The 13,440-nt window shown below is 48.8% G+C and carries 14 protein-coding genes and 1 tRNA gene; 10 read left to right on the forward strand and 5 right to left on the reverse strand.

The features are described 5' to 3' along the window. Positions 1 to 5 precede the first annotated feature (5 nt). From pgeF to GN241_03935, 3 genes are read right to left on the reverse strand one after another with little or no spacing between them, the layout of a single operon-like run. Entirely contained in the window at positions 6 to 767 is a 762-nt protein-coding gene (pgeF, locus tag GN241_03925) for a peptidoglycan editing factor PgeF (protein ID XAT56581.1), read from the reverse strand. Beyond that, a complete protein-coding gene (locus GN241_03930) occupies positions 764 to 1,828 on the reverse strand; it encodes a class I SAM-dependent methyltransferase (GenBank protein XAT56582.1) in 1,065 nt (354 codons plus the stop codon). Before GN241_03930 ends, pgeF begins: the two co-directional genes overlap by 4 nt. Beyond that, positions 1,825 to 2,700 carry a prolipoprotein diacylglyceryl transferase gene (locus GN241_03935; GenBank protein XAT56583.1) on the reverse strand — a complete coding sequence of 292 codons (876 nt, stop codon included), beginning with the start codon at positions 2,698 to 2,700 and terminating at the stop codon, positions 1,825 to 1,827. The genes GN241_03930 and GN241_03935 overlap by 4 nt, the downstream gene beginning before the upstream one ends. Before the next feature lie 105 nt (positions 2,701 to 2,805). On the opposite strand from GN241_03935, the gene GN241_03940 reads away from it, so the two are divergent. The 6 genes from GN241_03940 (at position 2,806) to GN241_03965 (ending at position 6,995) form a co-directional block, all read left to right on the forward strand. Next, complete coding sequence (locus tag GN241_03940) at positions 2,806 to 3,048, forward strand: accessory factor UbiK family protein (protein XAT56584.1); 243 nt, start codon at positions 2,806 to 2,808, stop codon at positions 3,046 to 3,048. A gap of 299 nt (positions 3,049 to 3,347) precedes the next feature. Then, on the forward strand, positions 3,348 to 3,848 hold the full coding sequence (locus tag GN241_03945; GenBank protein ID XAT56585.1) for a diacylglyceryl transferase: 501 nt from the start codon (positions 3,348 to 3,350) through the stop codon (positions 3,846 to 3,848). Between the two features lie 40 nt (positions 3,849 to 3,888). Beyond that, positions 3,889 to 4,704 carry a pyrroline-5-carboxylate reductase gene (locus tag GN241_03950; GenBank protein XAT56586.1) on the forward strand — a complete coding sequence of 272 codons (816 nt, stop codon included), beginning with the start codon at positions 3,889 to 3,891 and terminating at the stop codon, positions 4,702 to 4,704. After that, positions 4,697 to 5,035, forward strand: a complete 339-nt coding sequence (locus tag GN241_03955) for a tRNA-binding protein (protein ID XAT56587.1) — start codon at positions 4,697 to 4,699, stop codon at positions 5,033 to 5,035. Before GN241_03950 ends, GN241_03955 begins: the two co-directional genes overlap by 8 nt. Before the next feature lie 401 nt (positions 5,036 to 5,436). After that, positions 5,437 to 5,523, forward strand: a tRNA-Leu gene (locus tag GN241_03960). A gap of 161 nt (positions 5,524 to 5,684) precedes the next feature. After that, positions 5,685 to 6,995 carry a tyrosine-type recombinase/integrase gene (locus GN241_03965; protein ID XAT59170.1) on the forward strand — a complete coding sequence of 437 codons (1,311 nt, stop codon included), beginning with the start codon at positions 5,685 to 5,687 and terminating at the stop codon, positions 6,993 to 6,995. Positions 6,996 to 7,228: 233 nt separating this feature from the next. Here GN241_03965 and GN241_03970 read toward each other — a convergent pair whose 3' ends face one another. Continuing rightward, complete coding sequence (locus tag GN241_03970) at positions 7,229 to 7,780, reverse strand: hypothetical protein (GenBank protein XAT56588.1); 552 nt, start codon at positions 7,778 to 7,780, stop codon at positions 7,229 to 7,231. An 18-nt stretch (positions 7,781 to 7,798) separates the two neighbouring features. Next, positions 7,799 to 8,047, reverse strand: coding sequence for a hypothetical protein (locus tag GN241_03975; protein ID XAT56589.1), 249 nt, complete (start codon positions 8,045 to 8,047; stop codon positions 7,799 to 7,801). Between the two features lie 491 nt (positions 8,048 to 8,538). On the opposite strand from GN241_03975, the gene GN241_03980 reads away from it, so the two are divergent. From GN241_03980 to GN241_03995, 4 genes are all read left to right on the forward strand, one after another. Then, complete coding sequence (locus GN241_03980) at positions 8,539 to 9,123, forward strand: hypothetical protein (protein XAT56590.1); 585 nt, start codon at positions 8,539 to 8,541, stop codon at positions 9,121 to 9,123. Between the two features lie 500 nt (positions 9,124 to 9,623). Continuing rightward, the gene (locus tag GN241_03985) at positions 9,624 to 10,679 is read left to right on the forward strand and encodes a LacI family DNA-binding transcriptional regulator (protein ID XAT56591.1); all 1,056 of its coding nucleotides are present in this window, start codon (positions 9,624 to 9,626) and stop codon (positions 10,677 to 10,679) included. A gap of 303 nt (positions 10,680 to 10,982) precedes the next feature. Then, entirely contained in the window at positions 10,983 to 11,843 is an 861-nt protein-coding gene (locus tag GN241_03990; protein ID XAT56592.1) for a hypothetical protein, read from the forward strand. A gap of 290 nt (positions 11,844 to 12,133) precedes the next feature. Then, positions 12,134 to 13,228: a hypothetical protein gene (locus tag GN241_03995; protein ID XAT56593.1), complete on the forward strand. Its 1,095-nt coding sequence runs from the start codon at positions 12,134 to 12,136 to the stop codon at positions 13,226 to 13,228. Positions 13,229 to 13,440: the final 212 nt, after the last annotated feature.

Here is a 13,440-nt window from a genome sequence, read left to right on the forward strand (position 1 = left end):
TGTGTTCAAGAAAGCCGGATGGTGGAAATCAAACGCCCGTAATCCGCCTGTTTCGCATGCGTGGCACGCCGATATGAAAAAAAGTGTTTCGGGTCTGAATAGGTACAATATTGCGTCCATTCAGCTGCTTTTATTCCCGCTTTTCGCATTCTGAAAAGTCCGTAGACTGGCAGGTTGAATAGATATTTCTCGGGGGATTTGGCGTTGCTAAAAAAGCAGTGGTTATCGGGGCTTGCTTCTAAGAAGCGTTCGATAAAGTCTTGACCGACCTCATAAGCAGGCTGGCTGATGCAGGGCCCGATCACCCCGAGAATGTTTTCGCGCTGTGCGCCCAACTCCTCCATAGCATCGATTGTGGCCTCCAGCACACCGTTCAAAGCGCCGCGCCAGCCGGCATGGGCAGCCCCAATGACTTTGGCATTGGGGTCGGCAAACAGCACGGGTTGGCAATCGGCGGTCAGCACAGCCAAGGTGATATTGGGCGATGCGCAAACCATGGCATCTGCTGCGGTTTCTGGGGCTCTGGCTGAGGTGATTGTCAGCGCGGTTGCGGAATGGGTTTGGTAAACTGTGACAAGATCGCTTAAATCACCGCCCATATCTTCTGCCACGCGGCGTCGGTTGATCTGCACGCTTTTAGCTTGATCCGAAGATCCGGTGCCGCAGTTCAGCCCTTCAAAAATACCAGAAGAGGCGCCGCCAAGCCGCGTATAAAACCCGTGATTTACCGTTGATAAAAGCGGAGATGTTAGGCGTTTCAAATTCATTCAGTGAATCCTGCAGGCGCGCGGGTTGCAGATGGATATAGCGCGATCGCTTTGAATAGGTTTCCCATTTCTGCAGGATGGGTCAAGCGCTTATGCGCTGCGATATGTTGATCAAGCGCCATGCCGCTTAAGCGTTTGGCCAAAGCTTGCGCGCGGGCGGTTATTCCCAGACGCTCGAGCAGAACGCCTTGCGGGGTCAGCCGGCTGTGTTTGCAGGCTAGGTTCGATACCAAAGCCGCAAAATCGACATGCGCGGAAAGATCCGCCAATCCGGGTGCGCTTAAAAACTCGGTTATGCCATGTTCGTAGACGGCTTGCAGCGTATCCCCCAAAGTTTCCCAATCGCCATAATCGATCAGCAAAGCGGCCCCGCCCTGCGCTTTTATATGTTGTCCAAGTTGTTTGGCAATTGCCTGGCCGCCGGTATTTAGTTCAACGATATCGCCAATTTGAATTTCGCCAAACCTATGGTCTAATGCAGGAAGGAGGGTAGGCGCGCTGGTCAAACCAATGTGAAACGCCCCATCCTTCAACCCGATCAGGCGTTCGTGCCAGCCTGTGGCCTCGAATTGGAATTGCCGGATGGGAAGCGCGTCAAAAAATTCATTGGCGATGCAGAAAATTGGAAGATTTGGAAGATCTACAACCTGCTCAATCCAGACCGGGTGAAACGGGTGCAGTTTTTCCTTTTGCATGGCGCGCAGTTGAGGCGAGGCTTCCAGTAGATGAATTTGGGCAGCGGCATGAAATCCATCAATATTGCGCGTGGCATGCAAAATATCTGCCATTAATGTGCCGCGCCCGGGGCCCATTTCTAACAGGATAAAGTGGTCGGGACGCCCTTGATCCTGCCAGGTTTGTGCCAAGCAGAGGCCCAATAATTCGCCGAACATTTGGCTAATTTCAGGCGCCGTCACGAAATCGCCTTGCCGGCCGAAAACCGCTTGGGTCGTGTAATAGCCATGCTTGGGATGCAGCAAACAGGTCTGCATATATTCGCTTATCGCAATGGGTCCGGTTTGCGCGATGCGCTGTTTAAGAACTGGTGCAAGCGCAGTCATGATTTGCGAAAAGCCCGCAGCATCAAAGCCATGCCCAAAAGAGCCATCGGCAGTGATAAAAGCTGCCCCATCGTAAGCCCAAAGCCGTCAAAGTTCAGCGCATATCCCAAAGGATTTTCGGGGCTTTGAAACTGCGCATCGGGCTGGCGCACCAATTCAACAAGGCAGCGCGACAGCCCGTATATTGTAAAGAAAGCGCCAGTGATCAAGCCGGGGCGCTTCAGAGCGTTATAGCGAAACGCCATCGCGGCCAACACCACGCCTAGCAACAAGCCCTCAAGCGCCGCTTCATAAAGTTGCGAGGGATGGCGGGCGCAGAGGCCCACAGCTTGACCACAGGCTTGTGCGGCCTGTCCGGGAAACACCACCCCCCATGGCAGATCTGTAGGCCGCCCCCAGAGCTCGGCATTTATAAAATTTGCCAAGCGCCCAAGCAAAAGCCCCATTGGCGTGGATAGGGCGATCACATCCGCGCCGCTTGCATAAGGAACAAGATTGCGCCGAAAGTAAAAAAACGCCGCGATTACGACCCCCAGCAAGCCCCCGTGAAAGGCCATGCCACCCGTCCAGATCATTACAATTTCAAACGGGTGTGCCAGATAATATGCGGGCTGATAAAACAGCACATAACCCAAGCGTCCCCCCAGTAAGATGCCAAGGATCATCCAGGTTAGCAGGTCTTCAAAATCCCGAGCGGCCATTGGCGCAAGGTTTTTGGGCCAAAGCTCTGCACGGCGCAACGCGACAAGCGCCATGCGCCAAGCCAATAAAATACCTACAATATAGGACAGAGCATACCAACGAACGGAAAAGGACAATCCGAAAACAGAGATTGAGAAAATCTCAGGAGAGATATCAGGAAATATAATCATTTTGCCTCTCTAGCGATCTCATGAACGCTGCAGAATGTAAACTGGTGCTTGAGACTATGCGTGGAAAGCCCCATATAGGAGGTAAGTGTAACGAAGGAGTGTCCAATGCAAACCAGAAATAAAATGTTTGACGATATTTCTCAACTTATGACCAACGCGATGGGGGTGGCACAGGGTGCGCGCGAAGAAGCTGAAACGGCGATGAACTCAATGATTGACCGTTGGTTGGCTGATCGTGATTTTGTCACCCGTGAGGAATTTGATGCGGTGCAGGCTATGGCGCGCAAAGCGCGTGAAGAAAATGCCGAACTGGCTGCGCGGCTCGAAGCGTTGGAGCAGGGAAAATAAATTCTCAAGACGCTGCGCGGTTTTTCTGAACCCGATTAAGCAGAAATATGCGGCTGGTTCCTTTTGGAACCAGCTTTATTTTTGCGATATAATAGCGGCTGATATCCGCCTATGTCGTAGGCATAATCAAGATATCCACAACTTATTGTAGGCACTGCAAAGATTTAGCTTTACAGGAAGGTCAATCCATATAACCATATGTAGTAGGGGTGCAGCAATCGGCAGCACTCTGTAGAGCAGGCACCAAGTGGTAGGGATACTGCCATATCCCCCCCACTAAAAACGTAAGAGGTGGCGCTATGGCATTGACCGAGAGTTTTCTTGAAGAAGATATCCATCCAATCGATATTGTTGAAAATATCGCAGAGCATAAAGCTTGGGATTTCGATCGCATTGCAGAGGATCAAATCGCGATGGCTGTTGAAGGGCGCTGGCGGACTTATTCCATCACGTTGGCCTGGTCGGCTTATGATGAAACCTTGCGCATGGTGTGCACTTTCGAGATGGAACCGCCCGCGCATAAACATGGTGTCTTATTCGAAGCTTTGAACGAAATCAACGATCAATGCTGGGCCGGCGCTTTCACCTATTGGACCGAGCAATCTTTGATGGTTTATCGCTATGGCTTGTTATTGTCTGGCGGGCAAGTCGCCAGCGCAGATCAAATAAGCACATTAATTTCGTCAGCAGTTGCCACGTCCGAGCGGTATTACCCAGCCTTTCAATTGGTCGTTTATGGCGATCATTCGGCGAAAGATGCGATGCAAGTGGCTATTGCAGAGGCGTACGGGCGGGCCTAAACTTTCCCTGTATTTGGGCAAAGTGCCCATAGGGGGGGCTATGGATTTTTCTGATATTGCGCAGCGTGGCTTGGTGCTGCTTGGCTGCGGGAAAATGGGGTCAGCGATGCTGGAAGGGTGGCTGAGTTCAGGGCTTCCAGCTCAGTCCGTTTGGGTAATAGACCCGCATCCCTCGGCGTGGCTTCAAGTGCAAGATATACATTTGAATGCCGCTCTTCCGTCTGATCCGGCGTTGGTTTTGGTGGCGGTAAAGCCCCAATTGATGCAAGCGGCTTTGCCTCAAATGTCGAGATTTGGAAATGGAAACACTTTGTTTTTATCAATCGCTGCGGGCATTACAATTGCCGGTTTTGAAGCGATATTGGGCCCGCACACTCCAATTATTCGGGCAATGCCAAACACACCAGCCGCGATTGGGCAAGGCATTACGGCATTATCGGGAAATCACCGGATCGAAGAACGTCACTTGGTACTGGCCGAGGGCCTTTTGGGCGCCATTGGCCAGACCCTTCGCTTGGAGCATGAGGCGCAGATGGACGCGGTGACGGGTGTGTCAGGCTCGGGCCCAGCCTATGTGTTTTATATGATCGATTGTTTGGCTGCGGCGGCCCGTGCACAAGGGCTTGGCGAAGATGTGGCGATGCAATTGGCCAAGGCGACAGTGGCCGGTGCCGGGGCTTTGGCCGCCACATCGCAGGAAACGCCCGAGCAATTACGGATCAATGTCACCAGCCCAAATGGCACCACACAAGCCGGTCTCGAGGTTTTGATGCAAGCCAAAGGGGGGCTTGATGCCTTGATGCGCGAAACTGTGGCCGCCGCGGCAAACCGTTCGCGAGATTTGGCCAATGGCTGAAATATCCTTTGACGATTTTACCAAGGTTGATATCCGGCTGGGGCGTATCGTTGATGCGGCGCCCTATCCCGAAGCGCGTAAACCCGCGATTAAACTGTGGATCGATTTTGGCGCTGAACTGGGTGTGAAGAAAAGTTCAGCGCAAATCACCCAGAATTATGAGCCTGATCAGTTGGTTGGGAAGCAGATATTGGCGGTGGTCAATTTTCCGCCACGCCAGATTGGGCGCTTTATGTCCGAAGTTTTGGTGCTGGGGGTCTCTGGCGATGATGGCGGTATTGTGTTGGTGGGCCCAGATCGCGCGGTGCCGCTTGGTTCGCGGTTGCATTAAAAATTTCTATTGATTGGTCAGTGCCTTTGGCCGGTTTTAATGGGCCGCCTCGTGCTGGGACAGATTGTAGGCTGGGCCGTAGCAGCAAGCCTCTGAAATTATCGAGTTGTGGCCAACCTGACGTGGTTAAATTATTTTAACGGCGTCGCGGCGTTTATTGTCATTTCCAGCATAAAAGGTACTTTACCCCTCGCGGTTACCTTGATAGCACAGTTGTTGAGCTTATCGTTTTCACAAGCAACAGGTGGCAGCGTTTGGCTCGAGAATAAACTGTGGTTCTTTGAGATATGAGGCGTGTGAACGTGCTGCGCTCTTGATTATAAAACGACCGGTGGACGTAAAAGTGACACTGTTTGGTGGTTGGAACTTAAAGTAACGGCAAGTTTAAAAATCTGGTTCCTGCCCACGTGGTGGAATGGTAGACACAAGAGACTTAAAATCTCTGGGCTTAATAGGCCGTGCCGGTTCGAGTCCGGCCGTGGGTACCAGATTTAGGCTATTTTTTCCTTTATAATAAAGCATACGTGGTCTAGGTTTCCAAAAAGGGAACTCAAATTGGGTCAAAAAGGAACTCAATGAGGTCAAAAACAGGCGGCTCGTAATGCAAAAAGAGGACAATGATATCAGTGTAACCAACGAGGACACTGAGATCTTAAACTTGCCCCTTTATACAGAGCGTAAAGCCGATGGTATCTATCGCTATAGAAGACGTGTCCCCAAGTCTTTGGTTTCCCGGATTGGCAAAGGCTACCTCTATCGTAACTTGGGTAAAACCAAGCAGGAAGTTGTTGGGAAATGGCCGAGTGCCCATGCAGAGATAGAAGAGATTCTTACCTCTGCCATAGAGGGTGAAAGCAAAGCTCAAGAGCTTATTCGCAAGAAAGACCATAGAGCTACTATCCTGCACTTGGTTGAAGAGGAATACGGCAAGGAAGCAGCGCAGCGCCTGGAGGTAGGTGCTGTGGATGATAACCTCGAATTCGCTCTGATGGATCTGGCTGACAGACTAGAGGGGCAATACCCGAAGAAAACGCTCTCGTTGATGCATGGGGCTGTTCTGCCGGAAAGGTCTGATAGCTTTGCAGATGTACTGGATTACTATGGTGAGTTTAAACAAACAGGATATGGCGCAACAGACCATCGCCTTAAGGTGCGCATCGCTAAATGTAAGGCAGACCTTATTGAGGCGCTGGGCGCATACAAGGTAAGCAAGCAACCTATTCAAACCATCACGCGAAAAGATGCCAATGCCTATCGGGATACGCTTGCAGGGCGTATGTCTGCTAACTCGGTTGCGAGATATAAGAACACGCTGAATGCTGCCTTCAACTGGTACATCAAGGAAAACGGTCTAGAGATCACGAGTCCCTTTGCCGGATTACTGATTAAAGGGGCAGGGAGCTCTAAGGTCGATAGGCTTCCACTACAGGATGCGCATATCAAACTTTTAGAACCAGCGATGAAGGAGAGTGAGATTGCTTGGGCGCTCTACGTCCTGCTTAGAGATACTGGAGCACGGGTCGCTGAAATAGCGGGCTTAAGAGTGCAAGACTGTGACACTGGTAAAGGATGTCTAACGATAACTCCCACCCCATGGCGGCGGTTAAAGAATAAAACCTCGGAGCGCTCTGTACCACTCTCGCAAGAAGCAGCAACACTGTTAAAAGACCTCACTAAAGGCAAAGCAGCGGAAGAGCCGGTATTTGAGCGCTATGCCAAGGATAGGGGGATGGATAACTGCTCAGCCATGCTCATGAAGCGCCTCAGAACCATAATCACAGACAAGAAGCTCACGATGCATTCGCTACGCCACCGCATGAAGGACAAGCTGAGGAATACAGGCTGCCCGAAGGCCATCTCCATGGCCATACTAGGGCATGGTTCAAACACAGTCGCTGCGAACTATGGCTCAGGCTATGCCCTAGATGTCATGCGAGGGCATATGAAGAAAGTGTGGTAGGGTTCAGTCAAAGATAATAGATGTTTCAGGCATTCTAAAACCCATCAAGCGGCTGTCTCTATTTCGCCAAAAATCATAATCAAAGCAAAGCTCTTATTCTGCCAGCCCATGTAGAGTAGAATATCTTATTTGGATGAAAGCCATCCTTCGCCATAGTTTGTTTATTAACGGGTAAATTAATATCCACATAATGACAGTTCGGGTGTGAGACACAAAATTCCTGCAATGCATTTTCAAAAACAGATGCTTTCAAACTGAGAACATAATGAAGAGGCTGGGATATTTGTTTCAAATGACGCACTGGGGGAATGCCTGAAAATATCATTTTTTTTTGCAGCAAATTTTTCAGTTAAAAGCGACGTCAATTCGGACAGTTCTAAAATCCAACTTTCAGCATGTTTACCTGCAGTAATATCATTCATTCCAATGCAAATAACTGCAACATCAACCTTAGTATCTGCCTCATTTTGGATAATTTTAATGAGATCTCGAGTGGTAATTTTACTCTTTGCAAGTATTGACCAATCACACGAGTATTCATCTTTGATCGAGGTCAAAAGACGTCCAGACAAAGCGTCGTCAAGATGATCGACGCCTACGCCACAAGCAGAAGAGTCACCCAAGAAAATGATACTTAAATCTTTACCAGATCCACAGAGCCCTTTTCGTGCTCCTTTTGCTTCAGGAAGTTCAATGGCCTGTTTCCTGACCATATTTCCCTGAATAAGCAGTATCGGGAGCAGAAGCGTCTGCATTATCCGTGACTTTAGAGAACCCCATGTCATTACTGAACCTAATGCAGCTTAGTGAGTATCTGAAAACTCAGATTGAATTGCGTTCGTCGCTCGTTGAAGCCAGCTATCAAGTGCGGCAGCAGCGCCTAAGCCAATACCCTGCACTTCAAAGAGTTGTATTGTGAATAGCTGTCCTTTGTCGGTTGCTTCGCTTTGGTTCCAAAATCCACCCTCGGCAACAATTAGATCGCCTACCGTTGTCACAGGGTCTTTGCTTTTTAGGATCGCTTCAACTGCGGTTTGAAGGTCCATATGCATGATACAATCCTCCTACATCTCAATTTTCACTTTTGATATAGAAAGTGGAAAAGTGAGTTCAAGTGTGTGAAGCAGCAAAAATATATCAGATTAAAATCAGGTAGATGGAAACATACTCAAGCAAATGTCAAAGCTCAAATAGCGAAGTGCTATTAAAAGAACAGCAGCGCAAATTTACAGGCCAAAGTTACCAGAGTGCCCCAGAGTGCCACGAGGAGACACTTTAAAGGCTAAGCAAAGCTATGGAAATAAAGACAGCTCTAATAGCAGACGATAAAGAATAAATTGTAGTGTAGTTTGTTCTAAGCTGACAGGGAGTTGGGAACACCCAAACCCTTATGTATTATATATTATATATTACGAATTAAGTATTACGACTTACATATTACGTCTTACGCATTACCCCTTACAGCTTATCCTTTAACCCTGCCTTAGGAGCCTTTCCTGAGGTGTTTTTTATTTTTGTATTAAGAACAGAAAGATAATTTAGAATGACCAAATATATTGATCCAAAGCTCTCCCAAGAGGCCCTAGAAACCTACCAAGGCTATAGCCTTCAGGTGTTTACCTCAGGGCGCATCAAGCTCAGCTTTCATAAAAGCCATAAAGACAGAGTTGAGTACTATGCAGTAAAGCCTAAGCGCTCCAGAGAAGCTTATAAAAGGCAGTATGATCGTAGTGCTTTAACTAAGCCCGAGCATTACCAGTTAATAGAAGAGCTACTGGCTGAACACCCCAACAGCCTCATCTACAGGGTGCATCTTAAAGGGGATATCAATGCCACTGCTGATAATGCCCATGTGTTTGTCTTAACAGAAAAGAAGCATCTGTATGTGTTACTAGATACGCTAACCCACCAATGGCAGCTACCAATTCAAGTCATAAACGCCTTGCTAATAGCAAGTGGTCCTAAGAAAGGGTGCAGCGCTATCTTCAATGAGTACATGGCCAGCTATCAGCATGACTGGGAGGATATAATCTTCACCGAGCAGGACTACAGAGATGGGTGTCGTGCAGATACAGTTAATAGACCTGTTCACCAGGTCAGTCATCAAGATGATGACTTTACGTTCTAAACCTAAAAGGCCCTACAATCCACCTAGTAGGCATGAGGGCCATAACGTTCACTTTCAAAACTCAGAGAGCAAAGCGGACCTTCGCTGCAGCGGACCAAAATGTCTGCTATGCGGACAACCATATCTTTCGATGTGCTCATTTGTAAAAGTTATCTAAAAAATGGCAATAGAACCTCCATTGCGTTGCAAAGTATAATACATCATTTAGCCATAAAAATTAGATAGCTCGCCCATTGGGCTAATTAACAAATTTCGTTTATGCAACCCTTGGTACTCTTACTAAGTGGCCAGATAAAAGCATACCGCCGCAAGACAGCTGGTCACGATCTAGAACTATATGAGGACTTAATCGAGATTAACTTGGCAAGCTCGACAAAATAAATGATAATGTTCTCACGGTTATTGTCCAGTGTGCTGGAACACAGACTATATTTTGTCCATAAAGGGGCTATTAACCTAGGAAAATTTGGCTGTAGGGCACGGTTCTGCGGAATGAAATCATGGGCAAGTCATTAAAAAAAAGAGCAACCATAGTTGATGTCGCAAAAGAGTGTGGAGTATCGCAAGCGACTGTCGCAAGAGTTCTAAGCGGCCAAACCGGTATCCGCACCAAAGAGAACACCAGAAAGCGTGTTTTGGAAGCCGCTAAAAAAGTTGGCTATCAGAGAAACGCCATCGCCGCTAATTTTAGGTTGCAGAAGAGCAATTCGATTGCGGTCTCGATCGCCGACATAACCAACCCCTTTTTTCCCGAAGTAGTGAAAGGTACTCAGGAGGTACTTAGAGAAGCCGGCTACAGCATTGTCCAACTTTATAATGACTGGGACTCAGAAGTAGAACAGGAGTACTTTGACTATATGGTGCGCACATGCGTCGAAGGCGCGATAATTTCTCCGTCATCTTCTACAACTGTTTTTGACGTACTCCATTCGACCCCATTTGTGCTTCTGTCAAATTCAGATAAATTCGCAATGCACGATACTGTTGGCAATGACACTCGCAGCGGAATGCGCCTTGCTTTGGAACGCTTATACCAACTTGGGCATCGTCGCATTGCCCTTTTCGTTGGTGGTTCCATGAAATCGGGGGCAAACTGGAGGGCAGAACTTTTTCGTGAGTTCCATCGCGAACGCGGGTTATCAGTTGACCCAGAGTTAATACTGGAGAGTGACTATGGCGTCAGTTCAAAATCCTCTCTCGCCGCTGCGCGACAGATCATGAATTCATTTCTTGATCGACAAGATTTGCCAACTGCGATTTTCTCCTCAAATGATATATTGGCACTCGCAACGTTGCAGGTGGCCAATGACAAAGGGATCGGGGTGCCTGATCGTCTATCCGTTATCGGTATGGATGGGATTTTTTCGGGAGAGGTAAGCCATCCACCGCTAGCCACTGTTCAAAAAAATCGAAGAGAAATTGGTCGTACCGCTGCCCTTGCATTGCTGGATAAAATGAAATCCAAAGAAGGTGAACCAGCAAGAAGACAGTTATTGAGTTGTAAACTGCTTGAGCGGGGATCGATGGGTCCAGCACCAATGGCCAGCGAAGGCTAGCTATCTTACCATGGGACTTGGCACAGGGGGGAATATAGTTTTGCCGTCAGATATGACGGTTACGGCCAACACTAATTAATTCTGAACCCAATTTGCGTAAACAAAATTTAGTGCTGCTCCGTACACTTAGCCTTTGCCCGTACCAAATTCGCATTACAATATTGATTCCGATAAGAAGATCGGGTGTTGACACTTCCCAAAACATAATGATAACGTTATCAAAAATTAGAGTGAAAGTTGCTGAATAACGACATCAATTTGGCAACCAGAGCTCAAATGAAATAATGAGCGAGGATCTCAAAGTTGTCGATGTCCAAGGTATTCGGTCTGAAAGGCATTGAGCCAAAGCCGAGAACGACCAACCAGATCTGGGCCAAGGACGTGGGATATGATGAGGCACCATGGTATTACGAACGCATGGGCCTGACCGAGCTTGGAGATTTTTTGGACGTTGCAGGCGAGCGCATTGACTATGTGAAGATCGCAACCACGCAGGTATTGAACCACCCAGCGGAATGGGTAAAACGCAAGATTGAGCTCTACAAAAAGCACGGGGTCCGGCCGTATCTAGATCACGGGTTCTTTCTACGAGCCTACAAGAACGGGGTTGTTGATGAGGCCATCGAGGCTGGTGCGGAGCTTGGGTTTCCTGTGATCGAACTCATGAACACTTTCGGCGACGTTGCTGATGAACAACTCAAAGCATGGCGTCAACGCGCTATAGATTGCGGGATGAGCATAATCTATGAGCACCATCCCGAACGCGGATGGCGCAAGGGTCAGTCTGATATTGTGGATGTGCCTGCCACCGCAGTGGAAATCGCTCAAGGCGCAGAGCCGTTTTTGGCGCATGGTGCATTCACGCTTTTGATCGACCACGAAGAGATTGAGATACAGGAAGAGGCAGCAAAAGACGTGCTGAATGAAGTCCGCGAGATTCTGGGTAAAGATCGCGTGGCATTTGAAGTCACGTCGACCAAAGAAGCAGAGATGTTGTGGTATACGAACTTGTTGGACTATTTCGAGATGTTCGGCAGTGACTGTAACGTCACGAACATCATGCCTAGTCAGGTCATGTTTATTGATCCGCTTAGGTCGGGTGAAAGGCCGGCGAATTTATTGTTTGACCGTTACCCGGAGCTGAACCGGGTGCGTCACAAGTAATGAATTTGGTTAGCGGTGATAACGATATCAAATTTTTCAGCTTTAGAGGAAATAATTGGGCTTGATCTGGGGATTGCGTGGGAAGAGTAACATCAACAAAGGGAGCGATCATTAGAAAACGATAACGTGCGTTTCGAAACGTATCATTTCGGAGTGCGCGCCAAAAGGGCCCCTGGAAGCGGCATCAATGTTTGCAGGGCTGCCAATCGTCAATGGTGCTGGGCTGTAATCCCCGCACCGCCAAACTCGGCTGCATAAAAGTCAAGCGGTCAACTTCTAAGGAGGGTAAAATGTTAAAGAAGACGCTAAAGACCATATCCGGCGTGATTGCCGCAGGGGTATTCTCGGTATCGGCAAGCGCTGTGCTTGCGGAAGTGAATTTCGAGGGTGAAACCGTAACAATCATCATTCCGTTCAAAGAGGGTGGTGGTACGTCACGCACGTTCCGTTTTTTCCAGCCTTACCTGTCCAAATATTTGCCAGGTAACCCAGTAATCCAGCTTCAGCACATGCCGGGCGGTGGCACGATCAAGGGCGGCAACTTTTTCCATGACAACCAGAAAACTGATGGAACATTTGCGCTTGCGACATCTTCATCCGTGAACATGCAGCAGGCAACCGGCAATCCTCTGGCCAAATTTGACCTGCTGTCCTACGAACCGGTTTTGTCGCTGGCGACCACGACCCACTGGGTTACGCATGCAGATCTGGCAGACGGGCCAAATGACGTTTCTGGCTTGCTGGAATTGCCAGTTGCCCTGTTCCCGTTCAAAACAGCCGCTTCGGCGGATTTGTTCCACCTTTGGATCTATAAAACATTGGGCATTGACGGTGCCCGTCCAATTCCTGGCTTGTCCAGCTCCGCTGGGTATCAGTCATTTCAGCGGGGCGAATTGCAGATGGCGTCGCACGGAACAGGCAACTTCTTGAAGAAGGTCAGCAAGGATATTGCTGATGGAAAAGTGCACCAGTTCATGACGCTCGGTGTCTTGCAGCCAGATGGATCCGTACAACGTCCGTCCTATTCGCCAGATGCTCTAACCTTCCCGGAAATGTACGAAAAGGTGCATGGCAAGCCGCTGGAAGGTGCAGAGCGCGAAGCTTACGAAGTGATCGCGGCCAATTGGGGCCCTGCCTCCAAAGGTCTGGTACTGCCCACTGGCACCTCGGATGAAATCGTTGATGCGTGGCGGAAAGCGGTCGAGGAAATGACTAAGGATCTCGATTTCATGGATGCTGCCCCCAAGAATATCGGGCCTTTCCCGGTCGTGATCGGTGAAGACGTCCGCGGCATCATCGGCAAGGCCGTGGATCTGTCTGACGCAAGTAAGCAGCAGTTCAACGATGCGATCGCGCATTACCAATTGACTTATCGTATCGAGTAGACGCAACGAGGTAATTACGAAACAGACTGGTCCCGAATTTCTGTTCGAGGCCAGTCAATTGCATAGCGCACCGCCAAAGCGTGTAACGACTGCGCCATCGCCAGCAATTCCTACGGACGCACATATGAGGCTGAATTTGCACTGAAACAGAAATTTAAGAGTAGCGCCGAAACATGTATGCGAATGTCGAAACGAATTCATTTAAGAGGTCG

The sequence above is a fragment of the Rhodobacteraceae bacterium IMCC1335 genome (genome assembly GCA_039640495.1).
Lineage (GTDB): Bacteria > Pseudomonadota > Alphaproteobacteria > Rhodobacterales > Rhodobacteraceae > Thalassovivens.